The 14,899-nt window shown below is 71.9% G+C and carries 14 protein-coding genes and 1 tRNA gene; 8 read left to right on the top strand and 7 right to left on the bottom strand.

Going from position 1 to position 14,899, the window contains the following annotated elements; translation table 11 throughout:
* The first annotated feature begins 53 nt into the window (after positions 1 to 53).
* From gcvT to gcvP, 3 genes are read left to right on the top strand one after another with little or no spacing between them, the layout of a single operon-like run.
* Positions 54 to 1,196: a glycine cleavage system aminomethyltransferase GcvT gene (gene gcvT / locus MTDSW087_RS04775; RefSeq protein ID WP_144760841.1), complete on the top strand. Its 1,143-nt coding sequence runs from the start codon at positions 54 to 56 to the stop codon at positions 1,194 to 1,196.
* 29 nt (positions 1,197 to 1,225) lie between these two features.
* A complete protein-coding gene (gene gcvH, locus MTDSW087_RS04770; RefSeq protein ID WP_144760838.1) occupies positions 1,226 to 1,588 on the top strand; it encodes a glycine cleavage system protein GcvH in 363 nt (120 codons plus the stop codon).
* A 52-nt stretch (positions 1,589 to 1,640) separates the two neighbouring features.
* Positions 1,641 to 4,481, top strand: coding sequence for an aminomethyl-transferring glycine dehydrogenase (gene gcvP, locus MTDSW087_RS04765; protein WP_144760836.1), 2,841 nt, complete (start codon positions 1,641 to 1,643; stop codon positions 4,479 to 4,481).
* Positions 4,482 to 4,527: 46 nt separating this feature from the next.
* Here gcvP and MTDSW087_RS04760 read toward each other — a convergent pair whose 3' ends face one another.
* The 3 genes from MTDSW087_RS04760 to MTDSW087_RS04750 all read right to left on the bottom strand — a co-directional run bounded on the left by MTDSW087_RS04760 (position 4,528) and on the right by MTDSW087_RS04750 (position 7,087).
* Positions 4,528 to 5,037 (bottom strand): OsmC family protein, encoded by a 510-nt coding sequence (locus MTDSW087_RS04760; RefSeq protein ID WP_144760833.1) that lies wholly within the window; start codon positions 5,035 to 5,037, stop codon positions 4,528 to 4,530.
* A gap of 86 nt (positions 5,038 to 5,123) precedes the next feature.
* A complete protein-coding gene (locus MTDSW087_RS04755) occupies positions 5,124 to 6,224 on the bottom strand; it encodes a GGDEF domain-containing protein (RefSeq protein WP_144760830.1) in 1,101 nt (366 codons plus the stop codon).
* 83 nt (positions 6,225 to 6,307) lie between these two features.
* The gene (locus tag MTDSW087_RS04750) at positions 6,308 to 7,087 is read right to left on the bottom strand and encodes an ABC transporter ATP-binding protein (protein WP_144760827.1); all 780 of its coding nucleotides are present in this window, start codon (positions 7,085 to 7,087) and stop codon (positions 6,308 to 6,310) included.
* A 125-nt stretch (positions 7,088 to 7,212) separates the two neighbouring features.
* Between MTDSW087_RS04750 and MTDSW087_RS04745 the strand changes: the two genes are divergently transcribed.
* Both MTDSW087_RS04745 and MTDSW087_RS29970 read left to right on the top strand, forming a co-directional pair.
* Positions 7,213 to 7,515 (top strand): hypothetical protein, encoded by a 303-nt coding sequence (locus MTDSW087_RS04745; RefSeq protein WP_238179369.1) that lies wholly within the window; start codon positions 7,213 to 7,215, stop codon positions 7,513 to 7,515.
* Positions 7,516 to 7,737: 222 nt separating this feature from the next.
* Positions 7,738 to 7,896, top strand: coding sequence for a hypothetical protein (locus tag MTDSW087_RS29970; protein ID WP_186383734.1), 159 nt, complete (start codon positions 7,738 to 7,740; stop codon positions 7,894 to 7,896).
* Positions 7,897 to 7,906: 10 nt separating this feature from the next.
* On the opposite strand, the gene MTDSW087_RS04740 is transcribed toward MTDSW087_RS29970, so the two are convergent.
* Positions 7,907 to 8,692 (bottom strand): ABC transporter permease, encoded by a 786-nt coding sequence (locus MTDSW087_RS04740; RefSeq protein WP_144760824.1) that lies wholly within the window; start codon positions 8,690 to 8,692, stop codon positions 7,907 to 7,909.
* A gap of 5 nt (positions 8,693 to 8,697) precedes the next feature.
* Positions 8,698 to 9,681 carry an aliphatic sulfonate ABC transporter substrate-binding protein gene (locus MTDSW087_RS04735; RefSeq protein ID WP_144760821.1) on the bottom strand — a complete coding sequence of 328 codons (984 nt, stop codon included), beginning with the start codon at positions 9,679 to 9,681 and terminating at the stop codon, positions 8,698 to 8,700.
* A 299-nt stretch (positions 9,682 to 9,980) separates the two neighbouring features.
* Here MTDSW087_RS04735 and MTDSW087_RS04730 point away from each other — a divergent pair, with 299 nt between their 5' ends.
* From MTDSW087_RS04730 to MTDSW087_RS04720, 3 genes are all read left to right on the top strand, one after another.
* Positions 9,981 to 12,776 carry a [protein-PII] uridylyltransferase gene (locus MTDSW087_RS04730; RefSeq protein ID WP_144761402.1) on the top strand — a complete coding sequence of 932 codons (2,796 nt, stop codon included), beginning with the start codon at positions 9,981 to 9,983 and terminating at the stop codon, positions 12,774 to 12,776.
* A gap of 85 nt (positions 12,777 to 12,861) precedes the next feature.
* The gene (locus MTDSW087_RS04725) at positions 12,862 to 13,929 is read left to right on the top strand and encodes a spore photoproduct lyase family protein (protein WP_144760818.1); all 1,068 of its coding nucleotides are present in this window, start codon (positions 12,862 to 12,864) and stop codon (positions 13,927 to 13,929) included.
* Positions 13,930 to 13,955: 26 nt separating this feature from the next.
* Positions 13,956 to 14,411: a nucleoside deaminase gene (locus MTDSW087_RS04720; protein ID WP_144760816.1), complete on the top strand. Its 456-nt coding sequence runs from the start codon at positions 13,956 to 13,958 to the stop codon at positions 14,409 to 14,411.
* A 7-nt stretch (positions 14,412 to 14,418) separates the two neighbouring features.
* On the opposite strand, the gene MTDSW087_RS04715 is transcribed toward MTDSW087_RS04720, so the two are convergent.
* Together MTDSW087_RS04715 and MTDSW087_RS04710 are read right to left on the bottom strand one after the other, a co-directional pair.
* A complete protein-coding gene (locus tag MTDSW087_RS04715) occupies positions 14,419 to 14,730 on the bottom strand; it encodes an ETC complex I subunit (RefSeq protein WP_144760813.1) in 312 nt (103 codons plus the stop codon).
* A 32-nt stretch (positions 14,731 to 14,762) separates the two neighbouring features.
* Positions 14,763 to 14,839 (bottom strand) — tRNA-Pro (locus tag MTDSW087_RS04710).
* Between the last annotated feature and the right edge of the window lie 60 nt (positions 14,840 to 14,899).

Genomic DNA, 14,899 nt, shown 5'->3' with positions numbered 1-14,899 from the left:
GGAAACGCTCGTGAGGGGCTTTTCGGACGCACTCTGTCGTGGAGAAAGCCCAGATGCCGGTCCCGGCCGTCGAGACCACCCCCCTTCGCCGCACGCCGCTCCACGATCTGCATCTCCGCCTCGGCGGACGGATGGTGCCGTTCGCGGGCTATGCCATGCCGGTCCAGTACCCGGCGGGCCTGCTCAAGGAGCACCTGCACGCCCGCGCCAGCGCGGGCCTGTTCGACGTCTCGCATATGGGCCAGATCGTCCTGCGCGCGGCCGACACCGCCGAGGCGGCCCGCGCGCTGGAAGCGCTGGTGCCGGTCGACATCCTCGGGCTGAAGCCCGGGCGCCAGCGTTACGCCCTGTTCACCGATGAAGCCGGCGGCATCCGCGACGACCTGATGGTGGCCCATCTCGGCGACCGGCTCGTCCTCGTCGTCAACGCCGCCAACAAGGAGGCCGACGCGGCGCATCTGCGCGCGCACCTGCCGGGCTCCGTCGCGGTCGAGGCGTTGTCGCGCGCCCTCGTCGCCCTCCAGGGCCCCGGCGCCGAGGCGGCGCTCGCCCGCCTCGCACCCGAGGCCGCGGCGATGCGCTTCATGGATGCGCGGCCTCTGACGATCCTCGGCGCGGACTGCCTCGTGACCCGCTCCGGCTATACGGGCGAGGACGGCTACGAGATCTCGATCCCCGAGGCGGATGCCGAGCGGATCGCCGAGGCGCTGCTCACCGACCCCGCCGTGCTGCCGGTCGGCCTCGGCGCCCGTGACTCCCTCAGGCTCGAAGCGGGCCTGTGCCTGCACGGCTCCGACATCGACGGGACGACGACACCGGTCGAGGCCTCGCTGGCCTGGGCGATCTCGCCGGCCCGCCGACGGACCGGCGCCCGGCCCGGCGGCTTCCCCGGCGCCGAGCGCATCCTGGCGGAGCTCGATGCGGGCCCCGCCCGCCGCCGCGTCGGCCTGCTCCCCGAGGGCCGCGCCCCCGTGCGGGCCGGCGCCCCGCTCTTCGCCGAGGGCGGGGAGAGCGCGATCGGCCAGGTCACCTCGGGCGGCTTCGGGCCGAGCCTCGGGGCGCCGCTCGCCATGGGCTACCTGCCGGCGGAGCTCTCCGAGCCCGGCACCCGCGTCCTCGCGGAGCTGCGCGGCCAGCGCCTGCCCCTCACTGTCACCCCCCTCCCCTTCCGTCCCGCCGGCTTCAAGCGCGGCTGACACCCCTTCTGCCTTCAAGGAGCGACACCATGCTGAGATTCACCGAAGAGCACGAGTGGCTGAAGCTCGACGGCGACGTGGCGACCGTGGGCATCACGGCGCACGCGGCCGAGCAGCTCGGCGACCTCGTCTTCGTCGAGCTGCCGAGGGTCGGCGCGGCCCTCACCAGGGGCGCCTCCGCGGCCGTGGTCGAATCGGTCAAGGCGGCCTCCGACGTCTACGCGCCGCTCGACGGCGAGGTCACCGAGGTCAACGACGCGGTGGTGGACGCCCCCGAGACGGTGGGCGCCGACCCGCAGGGCGCGGGCTGGCTCTACCGCATGCGCCTCAAGGACCCGGCCGACATGGAGGCCCTGATGGACGAGGCGGCTTACGCCGCCTTGCCCAAGTGATCGTGCCCAAGTGATCGTGCCCAAATGATCGTGCCGAAGTGAGGAGGGTCCGATGACCGCCTACGATCCCTATGACTTCGCCAACCGCCGCCATATCGGCCCGACCGTCGCCGAGATCGGCGAGATGCTGAAGGTCTGCGGCGCCGAGAGCCTCGACGCGCTGATGGACGAGACCCTGCCGGCGGATATCCGGCAGGAGACGCCGCTCGCCTTCGGGAAGCCGCTCACCGAGCGCCGGGCGATCGAGACCATGCGCGCGACCGCCGACAAGAACCGGCTCCTCGTCTCGCTGATCGGCCAGGGCTACCACGGCACCACCATGCCGCCGGCGATCCAGCGCAACATCTTCGAGAACCCGGCCTGGTACACCGCCTACTCGCCCTACCAGCCGGAGATCAGCCAGGGCCGGCTCGAGGCGCTCCTCAACTTCCAGACCCTGGTCTGCGACCTGACGGCGCTCGACGTGGCCAACGCCTCGCTCCTCGACGAGGCCACCGCCGCGGCCGAGGCCATGGGCATGGCCCGGCGCGTGGCGACCGCGAAGGCGGACGCCTTCTTCGTGGACAAGGACTGCCTGCCCCAGACCATCGCCGTGCTGAGGACCCGCGCCGCGCCGCTCGGCTGGCGCGTCGTGGTGGGCGACCCCTTCACCGATCTCGACCCCGCGCAGGTCTTCGGCGCGCTGTTCCAGTATCCGGGCGTGAACGGGGCGATCCACGACTTCTCGGAGGTGATCGCGGCGCTCCACGCGGCCGGCGCGATCGCGGCGGTGGCCGCCGACCCGCTGGCCCTGACGCTGCTCAAGGCGCCGGGCGAGATGGGCGCCGACATCGCGGTCGGCTCCATGCAGCGCTACGGCGTGCCGGTGGGCTTCGGCGGCCCGCACGCCGCCTACATGGCGACCCGCGACGCCCACAAGCGGGCGCTGCCGGGCCGCATCGTCGGCGTCTCGGTGGATGCCAGGGGCAACCGCGCCTACCGCCTCGCGCTCCAGACCCGCGAGCAGCATATCCGCCGCGAGAAGGCGACCTCGAACATCTGCACCAGCCAGGTGCTGCTCGCCGTCATCGCCTCGATGTACGCGGTCTATCACGGGCCGGCCGGCCTCAAGGCCATCGCCCAGCGCGTGCACCGGGACGCGGTGCGGCTCGCGGGCGGCCTGCGCAACCTCGGCTTCCGGATCGAGCCGGAGCGCTTCTTCGACACGATCACCGTCGAGGTCGGGCCCTTCCAGGGCGTGATCCTGCGGAGCGCCGTCGAGAACGGGGTGAACCTGCGGAAAGTGGGTGAGGACCGCATCGGCATCACGGTGGACGAGCGCACCCGGCCCGACATCCTCCAGGCCGTCTGGCGCGCCTTCGGCGGGCACGACGTCGCCTACGACGAGGCCTGGCCGGAATCGCGCCTGCCGGAGTCGCTGCTGCGCACCTCGCCCTACCTCACGCACCCGATCTTCCACATGAACCGGGCCGAGAGCGAGATGACGCGCTACATGCGCCGCCTCGCCGACCGCGACCTGGCGCTCGACCGGGCGATGATCCCGCTCGGCTCCTGCACGATGAAGCTCAACGCCACGGCGGAGATGCTGCCGATCTCCTGGCCGGAATTCTCGGAGATCCACCCGCACGTGCCGGACGATCAGGCCGCCGGCTACCGCCAGCTGATCGGCGACCTCTCCGACAAGCTCTGCGCGGTCACCGGCTACGACGCGATCTCGATGCAGCCGAATTCCGGCGCGCAGGGGGAGTATGCGGGGCTTCTCGCCATCCGCCGCTACCACCTCTCGCGCGGCGAGGCGCACCGCACGGTCTGCCTGGTCCCCTCCTCCGCGCACGGCACCAACCCGGCCTCGGCGCAGATGTGCGGGATGAGCGTGGTGGTGGTCGGGGCCGATGCCAACGGCAACGTGGACGTGGAGGATTTCCGCAGGAAGGCCGAGCAGCATTCGGCCGATCTCGCGGCCTGCATGATCACCTATCCCTCGACGCACGGCGTGTTCGAGGCGCGGGTGCGCGAGATCTGCGCGATCACCCACGACCATGGCGGCCAGGTCTATCTCGACGGCGCGAACCTCAACGCGCTGGTCGGCCTCGCCCGGCCCGGCGACATCGGGGCCGACGTCAGCCATCTCAACCTGCACAAGACCTTCTGCATCCCGCATGGCGGCGGCGGCCCGGGCATGGGGCCGATCGGCGTCAAGGCGCACCTGATACCGTTCCTGCCCTCCGATCCGCGCAGCGGCGAGGAGGGCGCGGTCTCAGGCTCCGCCTTCGGCTCGGCCTCGATCCTGCCGATCTCGTGGAGCTACTGCCTGATGATGGGCGGGCGCGGGCTGACCCAGGCGACGCGGGTGGCGATCCTCAACGCCAACTACATCGCGAACCGGCTGAAGGGGGCCTACCCGATCCTCTACGCGGGCGAGAACGGCCGCGTGGCGCACGAGTGCATCGTGGACGTGCGCCCCTTCCAGAAGAGCGCCGGGATCACCGTCGACGACATCGCCAAGCGGCTGATCGATTGCGGCTTCCACCCGCCGACCATGAGCTGGCCGGTGGCCGGCACGCTGATGATCGAGCCGACCGAGTCCGAGACCAAGGGCGAGATCGACCGCTTCTGCGACGCCATGCTGGCGATCCGCGAGGAGATCCGGGCGATCGAGGAGGGGCGCTCCGACACGGCGAACAACCCGCTCAAGAACGCGCCCCACACGGTGCAGGACCTGATCGGCGCCTGGGAGCGGCCCTATTCGCGGGAGGCCGCCTGCTTCCCGGCGGGCACGCTCGGGATCGACAAGTACTGGCCGCCGGTCACCCGCGTCGACAACGCCTACGGCGCCCGCACCCTCGTCTGCTCCTGCCCGCCGACGGAGAGCTACGAGGCGGCGGCCGAGTAGGGCCGTCCCCCGCGGACCCCGGGCGCGCCCGGGTTCCGCCAGCCACTCAGCGCTTCGTGGCGGTGACAGCCAGCTCGGGCCGGTGGTTCAGGGTCTGGAACACCACGCAGTAGCGCTCGGTCAGCTTGAGGAGCTGGTCGAGCTTCTCCTGCGGCGCGTCGGTGTCGAGGGCGAAGGTCAGGCGGATGGCGCGGAAGCCCACCGGCGCCTCCTTGTCGACGCCGAGCGTGCCGCGGAAGTCGAGGTCGCCCTCGGCGCTCACCGTGCCGGCGCGCAGCGGGATCTCGAGCGCCGTGGCGACGGCCTTCAGCGTCACGCCCGCGCAGGCGACCAGGGCCTCGAGCAGCATGTCGCCCGAGCACAGCTCGGCGCCCGAGCCGCCGGTCGCCGGGTGTAGGCCGGCCACCGCCAGCGCGCGGCCCGTCTCGACCTTGCAGGCGATGGCGGTGTCGTCGAGCGAGCCCTTGGCCGTCAGGGTGATGACGGCGGCGTCGGGGCTCTGCCGGTACTGGTCCTTGAGCGGGGCCTGAAGCGCGCGCAGGGCGGTGGCGTCCATCGTGTTTCCTCGGTTCTTGTGTGGTCCCCGCGGTTAGCGGCAAGCGCGCGCGATCTCAACAGGGCTTCGCCCCGTCGGCGGCCGGATCAGGCGGCGCGGTCGCGGCCGGCGGCCTTGGCGGCGTAGAGGGCGGCATCCGCCCGGGCCAGGGCACCGGCGAGGTCGGCGCCCTCCGCCGGGGCGACGCCGAGGCTGACCGTCCAGGCCGGCGCCTCCCCCGCCCGCCGGGCCGCGAGCCGGATCTCGCCCGCGAGCCCGCGGGCGGCGGCGAGCGTCGTGCCGTGCAGAACCACCGCGAACTCGTCGCCGCCGAGGCGGGCCACGATGTCGGCCGGCCCGGGCAGCAGCGCCGCGATGCGCGCGACGAGCGTCACCAGCACCGCATCGCCCGCCGCATGGCCGCGGCGGTCGTTGATCGCCTTGAAGTGGTCGACGTCGATCAGGATCACCGCCGCGCCGGGCGCCGGCAGGCCGCAGCGCGCGGCGAGGCCCGCCCGGTTCCAGGCGCCGGTCAGCGCGTCGCGCAGGGCCGCCTCGCGCAGCGCCCCCTGCGCCCGCTCGCCCGGCATGGCGAGCAGGCCGAGGCTCATGATGCCCAGCAGCACCTGGTCCGACAGCATCGGCAGGAGCGCGGCCATGTTGGGCTCCGACCAGCCCGCGGCCTCGGCCACGATCGCCAGGATGTAGGAGGGCTGGTAGCCGAGGATCGCGAGCCCGGCGATGCGGCGCCCACGCGAGGGCTGGACCTGGGGCCCGAAGGCGAGGGTCGCGCCCGCGAGGGCGGAGCTGGAGGCGAGCAGGGCGGTGCCGCCGATCCGGCTCACCGTGCCCGCGAGCGCCGGATCCGGCACGAGCCAGGCGGGCAGGCCGCAGCCGAGGCCGGTGGCGAGGATCGGCAGCAGCATCCAGGCCCGGAAGGCCGGGCGCCCGTCGAAGGCGCGCACGCCCGCGAGGATCAGGATGTTGGTGCCCGCGAGCAGCGCGTAGAACAGCGCGATCAGCGCCACGTGCTCGACCCGGGCGAAGCCCAGCATCAGCGCGGCGTAGAGGAGCGAGCTTCCCGCCCAGTACAGCCAGAACGGCTCGGCGCGCCGCCCCTGCCAGAAGGCCAGGAAGACGAGGCCGAAGGCCGTGCTGGCGAGCAGGCTGCACAGGCGCAGCGTCTGCAGGTCGGGAAGGACGTCCATGGGGGTCGTATCGGCGCTGGCCAGCCTCGCAGCCTGGCCGGGGCCCGCTCAAGGATCGGTTAATCCCTATCCGAGGCCGCCCCTCACCACCAGTTCGCCCCCTCGGGCGCGGCCTCGCTCCGGGCCGGGGCGGGCTTCAGCGAGCGGTCGAGGGCGGCGAGGATCTGGCGCACCGCCGCCTCGCTCTGGGCCGAGGCCGGGTCGCGCGGGCGCGCCAGCTTCAGGGTCACCGTCTCGTCGAGGCGGCCGGGCTTCGGGCGCATCACCACGGCGCGGTCGGCGAGCGCCACCGCCTCGCCGACATCGTGGGTGACGATCAGGATCGTCGGCCGCGTCTCCGCCCACAGAGCGAGGAGGTGGCCGTGCAGGTCCTTCCGGGTGAAGGCGTCCAGCGCGGAGAACGGCTCGTCGAGGAGCAGGACCCGCGGATGCGCCACGAAGGCGCGGGCGATCGAGACACGCTGCTGCTGGCCGCCCGAGAGGTCCCGCGGCCAGCGCCCGGCATGCTCGGCGAGGCCGACCCGCTCCAGGGCGTGGGCGACCCGCGTGACGCGCTCGGCCCTCGGAAGGTCGGCGAGCCCGAAGCCGACATTGCCGGCGACGTCGAGCCAGGGCAGCAGCCGCGGCTCCTGGAAGACGAGGCCGACCCCGGGATGGGGCCGGCGGATCTCCTCCCCGTCGAGGCGGATCGCGCCCGCGCTCGCCCGGTCGAGCCCGGCGATCAGGCGCAGCAGCGTGGTCTTGCCGCAGCCCGAGCCGCCGATCAGGGCGACGATCTCGCCCGCCGGCACCGCCAGCCCGATCCCGGCGAGCGCCCGGGTTCCGTCGGCATAGGTCTTCGAGAGGTCTTCGATGCTGAGCACGCTACGCCTCGGGAGATGGATCGCGTCGCCGAGCCTAGCAGACGCGGGGGGCCTGTCGCCGGAATGGCACGGGCGGCGACCGCGAAGGATGCTAGGGAGAGGAAAGCGGGTCGCGAGGGGCCCGCGTGAACCATCGACGGACAGCCGTGCTGCGCTTCGGCCTCATCCTTCTCGGCCTCCTGTCCGCGGTGCCCGCCGCCCGGGCCGCGGATCTCCGCGAGCGCCCGGCGCCGCTCCCGGGCCGGTTCCTCGCGACCTGCGAGAATCTCGGCCGGTTCTGCCAGGCGGAAGGCTGCGGCCGGGACCAGATCGATGCCGGCCTCGCCTGCCGCTCCGCCTGCCCGGGCTCCGTCGTGATGACCGTGCAGCCCGCCGCCTGCCCGTTGCCGCACGCGCCCGTGCGGGTCGTGCTGCGCAGCCGCGGCTGAGGCGCGGGGGACCGGGCCGCGATCGCGCGCGGCCCCGGGGTTTCCCGCATCCCCAAGACAGGTTCGAGCGCGTGCCGCGCCGCACCGGGACAGGCCCGGCCGGCCAGGATTCTCGCACGCGGCCGGAAACCAAGTAATCCCGAGCGCATTATCGTCTGCCGACCTACGAGATGTGCCGAGACGGGCACGCGACATCTCCGCTCCCGGCGGAACGCGATGGATATGTTGAAGACCGATCTGCAACCGCCCCGCTCGGGGCCGACCCGGAATCCCGTCCTGTACGGCGTGGCGAGCGGCCTCGCGAAGCTGTTCCCGCCCGTGGAGCAGCCGCGGCCGCAGCGGGAGGACCGGCGGGAGGAGTCCCGCGCCGAGCGCGGCTGAGCCGGCCCGGTCACAGGCTCTCGCGCGCCGTGTCCTGCCAGCGCACCAGCGGGGTCGCGACCGCGACGAGGGCGGCGTCGGCGAGCTTGCCGGCTACCGCGAAGGCGATGATCGCGGCCAGGATCTGGTCCGGCTTGCTGAATTGCTGGCCGTCGACCAGCAGGTAGCCGAGCCCTTCCGAGGCGCCCATCAGCTCCGCCGCCACCACGAACAGGAAGCCGAGGCCGAGCCCCGTGCGCAGGGCCACGAGGGTCGCGGGCAGCACCGCCGGCAGCAGGATGCGCCGGACGAGCGCGAAGCGCGACAGCCGGAAGATCCGCCCGACCTCCACCAGCTTGCGGTCCACCGAGGCGATCGCCCCGGCCACGCCCACATAGACGGGGAAGAACACCCCCACCGCGATCAGGGTGACCTTCGGCGTCTCGAGGATGCCGAACCACAGGATGAAGAGCGGCACCCAGGCGAGGGAAGGCACGGCGCGCAGGGCCTGCAGGCTCGGGTCGAGCAGCCAGCGCAGGAGCGGCAGCGTCGCCACCAGCGCGCCGACGACGATGCCGGCGAGCGCGCCGCAGAGGAATCCGAGCCCGACCCGGGCGAGCGTCGCCTGGACATGCATCCAGAGATCGCCCGAGGCGGCGAGGTCGAGGAGCGTCCTGCCGATCCGGCTCGGCGGCGGCAGGAGCCGCCCCGAGGCGAGGCCCGCATCCACCGCGACCTCCCAGCCGAGCGCCAGGGCGAGCGGCAGGGCGAGACCGAGGAGGGCGCGGCCGCCATGGCGCAGCAGCGGCGGCGCCATCGCGCTCAGCGCCCGGCGGCGGGGTTGAAGCTCGCGTCGAGCAGCCCGTCGACGGCCGCGGGCACGTCGGTGCCGGCCGGAATCACCCCGGCCTGCTGCAGGGCGAGGCCCGCCGCCTTGATCGACTCGGCCTGCGCCGGCCCGATCGCCGGCTGCGACAGGTCGGTGCGCTCGATCTGCCGGGCGATCACCGCGTCCGGCAGCTTGGTCGCGGCGACGAGCGCGGCGCTGAGCGCCTGCGGGTTGGCGATGGCGTAGGCGCGGGCCTGCTCGTAGGCCGCGATCACCGTGCGCACGAGATCCGGATGCTCCATCGCGAAGGCCTCGCGCACGTCGAGCAGGCCCCAGGTATTGGCCGCGGCGTCGCGGTGGAACAGCACGTCGCCGTTCTCGATCTCGGCCGCCGCCATCATCGGGTCGAGGCCCGCCCAGGCGTCCACGTCGCCGCGGTCGAGCGCCGTGCGCCCGTCCGGATGCTGGAGCAGGACGAGCTTGGCGTCCTTCTCGGTGAGGCCGGCGCCCTGGAGCGCGCGGATCAGGAAGATGTGCGGATCGGTGCCGCGGGTCACCGCCACGCGCTTGCCCTTGAGGTCGGCGGGCTTGGCGATGCCGGTATCCTTGCGGGTGACGAGCGCCGTCCATTCGGGGCGCGAGAAGGCGTAGACCGCCTTGATCGGGTTGCCGTTGATGCGCGCGACGAGCGCCGCCGCGCCCGCGGCCGAGCCGAAATCGATCGCGCCGGCGTTGAGGAATTCCAGCGCCTTGTTGGAGCCCAGCGACTGGACCCAGCGCACCTTGATGCCCTTCGCCTTCAGCGCCTCCTCCAGGAAGCCCTTCTCCTTCAGCACGAGGCCGACCGGGTTGTAGGTCGCCCAGTCGAGGCGGATCTCCTTCGGCTCCTCGGCCCGGGCCGGGTTCCCGAGCGGCCCGGCCAGCAGCGCGAGGGCGCAGGCGGCGGCCGCGAGCAGCGTGCGGCGGTGAAGGCGCATGGCGTGGTCTCCCTCGGAGTCGTTCGCGGACTCCGCTATACCGTCGAGCTAGGTCGCCACGTTCGTTATGTCAAACGCAATTTCCGCGGAAAAGGACGAACGCCGACAGGCCTCCCCGCGCCTTATGCCGCGCCCCCTCGGCAAAGCTGGCAGCCCGGTGCGATCGTGCTAGAGCTTGGCTCCGGTCCGGCCGGACCGGGGCGTCGTCCCTGAGGTTTCGTTCCGAGGTTCGTGCTGCGTGACGCGCTCCGCGCCGGAGCGGCCCGGCCGCCGGAACCGGAATGCTTGAACGGGTATCCATGTTCGACGCCGCCGCCGCCCTCGCCAAGGTTCTCGACAATCTCGACCGGGAGGTGCGCGAGCCGACCGCGCTGCGGGCCATCCTGGTGCCCGAGCTGAAGGCGGTGATCGAGCGCGGCCACAAGGCCGCCGAGGCGCAGCTCCTCAAGGACCGCGACGGCTTCGCCTGCGCCCAGGCGATCTCGACGCTCACCGACGGGGTGGTGCGGGCGATCTACGACGCGGTGGTCTGGCGCCTCTACCCGAACGACAACCCGAGCACGGGCGAGCAGTTCACGGTGGTCGCCACCGGCGGCTACGGCCGGGGCACCATGGCGCCGGGCTCGGACATCGATCTGCTGTTCCTGCTGCCCTACAAGCAGACCGCGTGGTCGGAGAGCGTCGTCGAGGCGATGCTCTACGTGCTCTGGGACCTCAAGGTGAAGGTCGGCCATGCCACGCGCTCGGTGGAGGAGTGCCTGCGCGAGTCGCGGAGCGACATCACCATCCGCACGTCGATCCTCGAGGCGCGCTACCTGTTCGGCTCGCGCCAGCTCTTCGAGGAGCTCGTCACCCGCTTCGACAGCGAGCTCGTCCTGGGCACGGCCCACGAATTCGTGGAGGCGAAGCTGCGCGAGCGCGACGCGCGGGTCTCGAAGGCCGGCTCCTCGCGCTACCTCGTCGAGCCGAACGTGAAGGACGGCAAGGGAGGCTTGCGCGACCTCAACACCCTGTTCTGGATCGCCAAATACACCTACCGCGTGCGCGACCAGGCGGAGCTGGTCCATGCCGGCCTGTTCACGCCGGACGAGTACAAGCTGTTCGAGCGCTGCGAGGAGTTCCTGTGGCGGGGGCGCTGCCACATGCACTTCGTCACCAAGCGCGCCGAGGAGCGGCTCTCCTTCGGGCTGCAGCCGCGCATCGCCGAACGCCTCGGCTACGGGCCCCGCGGCGGCCTTTCCGGCGTCGAGCGCTTCATGAAGGCGTATTTCCGCATCGCCAAGGATGTCGGCGACCTCACCGCCATCGTCTGCGCGGAGCTGGAGGCGCGCCACGCCAAGCGCACGCCGGTGCTCGACCGCTGGATCGGCCGCTTCCGCGACCGCTTCCGCGCCACCGCCATCGAGGCGGAGGATTTCTGGATCGACCACGGCCGGGTGAACCTGCGTGCCGAGGACGCCTTCGAGCGCGACCCCGTCAACCTGATCCGCCTGTTCTGGCTCGCCGACCGGCACAACCTCCCGATCCATCCGGACGCCAAGCGCGTCGCCAGCCGGTCACTCCGCCTGATCGGCCCCTCGCTGCGCACGGACGAGGAGGCGAACCGCCTGTTCCTCGACATCCTCACCTCGAAGAACTCGCCGGAACTGGTACTGCGCCAGATGAACGAGGCCGGCGTGCTCGGCCGCTTCATCCCGGATTTCGGGCGCATCGTGGCGATGATGCAGTTCAACATGTACCACCACTTCACGGTGGACGAGCACCTGCTGCGCTCGATCGGGGCGCTCGCCGCGATCGAATCCGGCCGCGTCGAGGAGGCCTATCCGCTGGTCTCGCGCCTGATCCACTCGATCACCAACCGCCGGGCGCTCTACGTCACCATCCTGCTCCACGACATCGCCAAGGGCCGGCCCGAGGACCACTCGATCGCCGGCGCGGCCATCGCCGAGAAGCTCAGCCCGCGCTTCGGCCTGAGCCAGGCCGAGACCGAGATGGTGTCCTGGCTGGTGGAGCACCACCTGCTGATGTCGATGACGGCCCAGAGCCGCGACCTCTCGGATCCGAAGACCATCGAGCGCTTCGCCGCGATCGTGCAGAGCCTGGAGCGCCTGAAGCTCCTCACCATCCTGACCGTGGCCGACATCACCGCGGTCGGGCCCGGCGTCTGGACGGCCTGGAAGGCGACGCTGATCCGCACCCTCTACGACGAGACCGAGGTGCGCCTCTCCGGCGGCCATTCGGAGATCGCCCGCACCGACCGCGTCCGCCTCATCCAGATCGCGCTGCGCGAGAAGCTGCCGGACTGGTCGGCGGAGGCCTTCGACGCCTATGCCGCCCGCCACAACCAGGCCTACTGGCTGAAGGTGGAGGGCGTGCGCCAGTTCAAGGACGCGAACTTCATCCGCGGCGTCGAGGAATCGGGGCGCACCAGCGCCACCGACGTCGAGACCGATCCGGTGCGCGGCGTCACCGAGATCACGGTCTACTCGCCCGACCATCCGCGGCTGCTCGCCATCATCACCGGGGCCTGCGCGGCGGCGGGCGGCAACATCGTCGACGCGCAGATCTTCACCACCTCGGACGGCTTCGCCCTCGATTCGATCTATGTCTCGCGCGCCTTCGACCGGGACGAGGACGAGCTGCGCCGGGGCAAGCGCATCACGGCGGCGATCGAGCGGGCGCTGAAGGGCGAGATCCGCATCGCCGACCTCGTGGCCGACAAGCATCCCGCCGCCGCGAGCCCGCGCGCCAAGACCTTCCTGGTGCCGCCCGACATGGCGATCGACAACGCCCTGTCGAGCCGCGAGACGGTGATCGAGGTCACCGGCCTCGACCGGCCCGGCCTGCTCTACGAGCTGACCACCGCCTTCAGCCGGCTCTCGCTCAACATCACCTCGGCCCATATCGCCACCTTCGGCGAGCGGGCGGTGGACGTGTTCTACGTGACCGACCTGATCGGCACCCGCGTCACCCAGCCCGACCGCCTCGCGGCGATCCGGGCCGCCGTGATGGAGATCTTCGCCGGCGACGTGGCGGCCCTGAAGGCGGAGGGCCTGGAGGCCTTGGTCGCCGCGCCTCCGCCGCGGGAGGCCTGATCCGGGCTCCGCCCGGACCCGCGAGAGGGATGATCCCTCTCGACACCCGGGATTTTTGCGCGGGGTGGCCTAGATCAGGACGCGCATGGCGCTGACCCGGGACCTCCTCGATATCGGCCGGATCTACCACGAGCCGACCGTCGGGGACTTTCCCCACGGCCGGGCGATCCTGGCGCGCTTTCCGGACGCCGCGCGCATCCCGGTGCCCTCGCACTGGAACATCCCGGAATTGCACGGCAATGCCGGCTCGGTCGAGGATTGGGTGCGGATCAAGCGCTCCACCCTGGTGCTCGGGGTGAAGAAGGGGCTGACCCTGCGCCCGAACGGGCGCAGCGCCCATTTCATCGCGCCCTCCACCTCGAACGGCTGCGCCATGGCCTGCGCCTATTGCTACGTGCCGCGGCGCAAGGGCTTCGCGAATCCGATCAGCCTGTTCGTGAATACCGAGGCCGCCTGCGCGGCCATCGCCCGCCACGCGAAGCGGCAGGGGCCCCTGCCCGAGCCCGACCTGATCGACCCGGAGCATTGGGTCTACGATATCGGCGAGAACGGCGACCTCTCGGTCGACGCCGCCCTAACGGACGGGGTGCGCGACCTCGTCGCCCTGTTCCGGGACCTGCCGAACGCCAAGGCCTCCTTCGCCACCAAGGCGGTGAACCGCGACCTCCTCGCCTACGATCCGCGGGGCAAGACCCGCATCCGCTTCTCGCTGATGCCGGAGACGATCGCCCGGGTGGTCGACGTGCGCACCGCGCCGATCCCCGAGCGCATCGCCGCGATCGACGATTTCGTGGAGGCCGGCTACGAGGTCCACGCCAATTTCTCGCCCGTCATCCTCTACGAGGGCTGGGAGGCGGACTGGCGGGAGCTGTTCCGGCAGGTCGAGGCCGGGATCTCGGCGCGGGCCAGGGCCCAGCTCAAATGCGAAGTGATCATGCTGACCCACAATGCGGGGCTGCACGCGGTCAATCTCGGCTGGCACCCGAAGGCGGAGAGCCTGCTCTGGCGCCCGGACATCCAGGAGGCCAAGGTCTCGGAGGGCGGCGGCGTGAACGTCCGCTACCGCGCCGGCTGGAAGGGCCGCTGGCTCGCCCGCTTCAAGGCGCTGCTCGCCGAGACCCTGCCGGACTGCACCGTGCGCTACGCGTTCTGACCCCAGGATTTCCGGAGGGAGAAGCGATGACGACCCACGAAGCCCATCTCGCCGAAGCCGTGGCCATCGCCCGGCGCAATGTCGAGGCGGGCGGGTCGCCCTACGGCGCGGTGATCGTGAAGGACGGCGCCGTCGTCGCGCGGGCGGCCAACACTGTCCATCTGACCAACGACCCGAGCGACCATGCCGAGATGGTGGCGCTGCGCGCGGCGAGCCGGACGCTCGGCCGCGACTTCGCGGGGGCCGTGATGTACGCGAGCGGCCAGCCCTGCCCGATGTGCCACGCGGCCATGCGGCTCGCGGGCTTCCGCGAGGGCTACTTCGCCTATGCGGCGGAGGAGGCCGAGACCTACGGCGCCGGCTCCGCCGCCATCTACGGCGAGCTGTGCCGGCCGCTCGCCGAGCAGCCGATGCGGCTCGCGCAGCTGCGGCCGGAGGGCGCCTCGCCCTACCCGGCCTGGAAGGCGCGGCAGGAGCCCTGAGCCTCTGTCAGTGCGTCCAGGGCGCGGTGCGGCTGAACTTGAAATTGTCCGAGTAGGACAGGCCCTTGCGGGGAATCGGCTTGTGCGGCTCCTCGACCCGGTAGCTGATGCCGGCGCGGGTCGCGTAGGCCACGGCCTCCTCGCGGCTCTCGAACTCGAGCTTGACCTGCTGCAGCATGTCGCCGGAGCTCGTCCAGCCCATCAGCGGGTCGGTCTCGCGCGGGGCCGTCTGGTCGAATTCCAGGATCCAGAACTTGGTGCGGGCGAGGCCCGACTGCGAGGCGTCCTTCGACGGCTGGTAGATGCGGGCGCTCGGCATGGCGACGGGAACGGCTCCGGACAAACTGAAGATGGTCGGGGCGATAGGATTCGAACCTACGACCCCCTGGTCCCAAACCAGGTGCGCTACCAGACTGCGCTACACCCCGACTGCCCGTTACGGCCTCGATCTCCTACCGTTTTGCCCTTTGAGGCGCAAGGATCACGGG

The sequence above is a fragment of the Methylobacterium dankookense genome (genome assembly GCF_902141855.1).
GTDB lineage: Bacteria > Pseudomonadota > Alphaproteobacteria > Rhizobiales > Beijerinckiaceae > Methylobacterium > Methylobacterium dankookense.
This window is presented reverse-complemented; position numbering and strand designations above follow the sequence as displayed.

Excerpts from the sequence above, each read along its gene's own strand:
- MTDSW087_RS29970 (WP_186383734.1), top strand. The coding sequence starts at position 7,738 with ATGTTGAAGACCGATCTGCAACCGCCCCGCTCGGGGCCGACCCGGAAT.
- MTDSW087_RS04740 (WP_144760824.1), bottom strand. The coding sequence starts at position 8,692 with ATGGCGCCGCCGCTGCTGCGCCATGGCGGCCGCGCCCTCCTCGGTCTC.
- MTDSW087_RS04755 (WP_144760830.1), bottom strand. The coding sequence starts at position 6,224 with ATGGACGTCCTTCCCGACCTGCAGACGCTGCGCCTGTGCAGCCTGCTC.
- MTDSW087_RS04715 (WP_144760813.1), bottom strand. The coding sequence starts at position 14,730 with ATGCCGAGCGCCCGCATCTACCAGCCGTCGAAGGACGCCTCGCAGTCG.
- MTDSW087_RS04735 (WP_144760821.1), bottom strand. The coding sequence starts at position 9,681 with ATGCGCCTTCACCGCCGCACGCTGCTCGCGGCCGCCGCCTGCGCCCTC.
- gcvT (WP_144760841.1), top strand. The coding sequence starts at position 54 with ATGCCGGTCCCGGCCGTCGAGACCACCCCCCTTCGCCGCACGCCGCTC.
- MTDSW087_RS04760 (WP_144760833.1), bottom strand. The coding sequence starts at position 5,037 with ATGGACGCCACCGCCCTGCGCGCGCTTCAGGCCCCGCTCAAGGACCAG.
- MTDSW087_RS04730 (WP_144761402.1), top strand. The coding sequence starts at position 9,981 with ATGTTCGACGCCGCCGCCGCCCTCGCCAAGGTTCTCGACAATCTCGAC.
- MTDSW087_RS04725 (WP_144760818.1), top strand. The coding sequence starts at position 12,862 with ATGGCGCTGACCCGGGACCTCCTCGATATCGGCCGGATCTACCACGAG.
- gcvH (WP_144760838.1), top strand. The coding sequence starts at position 1,226 with ATGCTGAGATTCACCGAAGAGCACGAGTGGCTGAAGCTCGACGGCGAC.
- gcvP (WP_144760836.1), top strand. The coding sequence starts at position 1,641 with ATGACCGCCTACGATCCCTATGACTTCGCCAACCGCCGCCATATCGGC.
- MTDSW087_RS04720 (WP_144760816.1), top strand. The coding sequence starts at position 13,956 with ATGACGACCCACGAAGCCCATCTCGCCGAAGCCGTGGCCATCGCCCGG.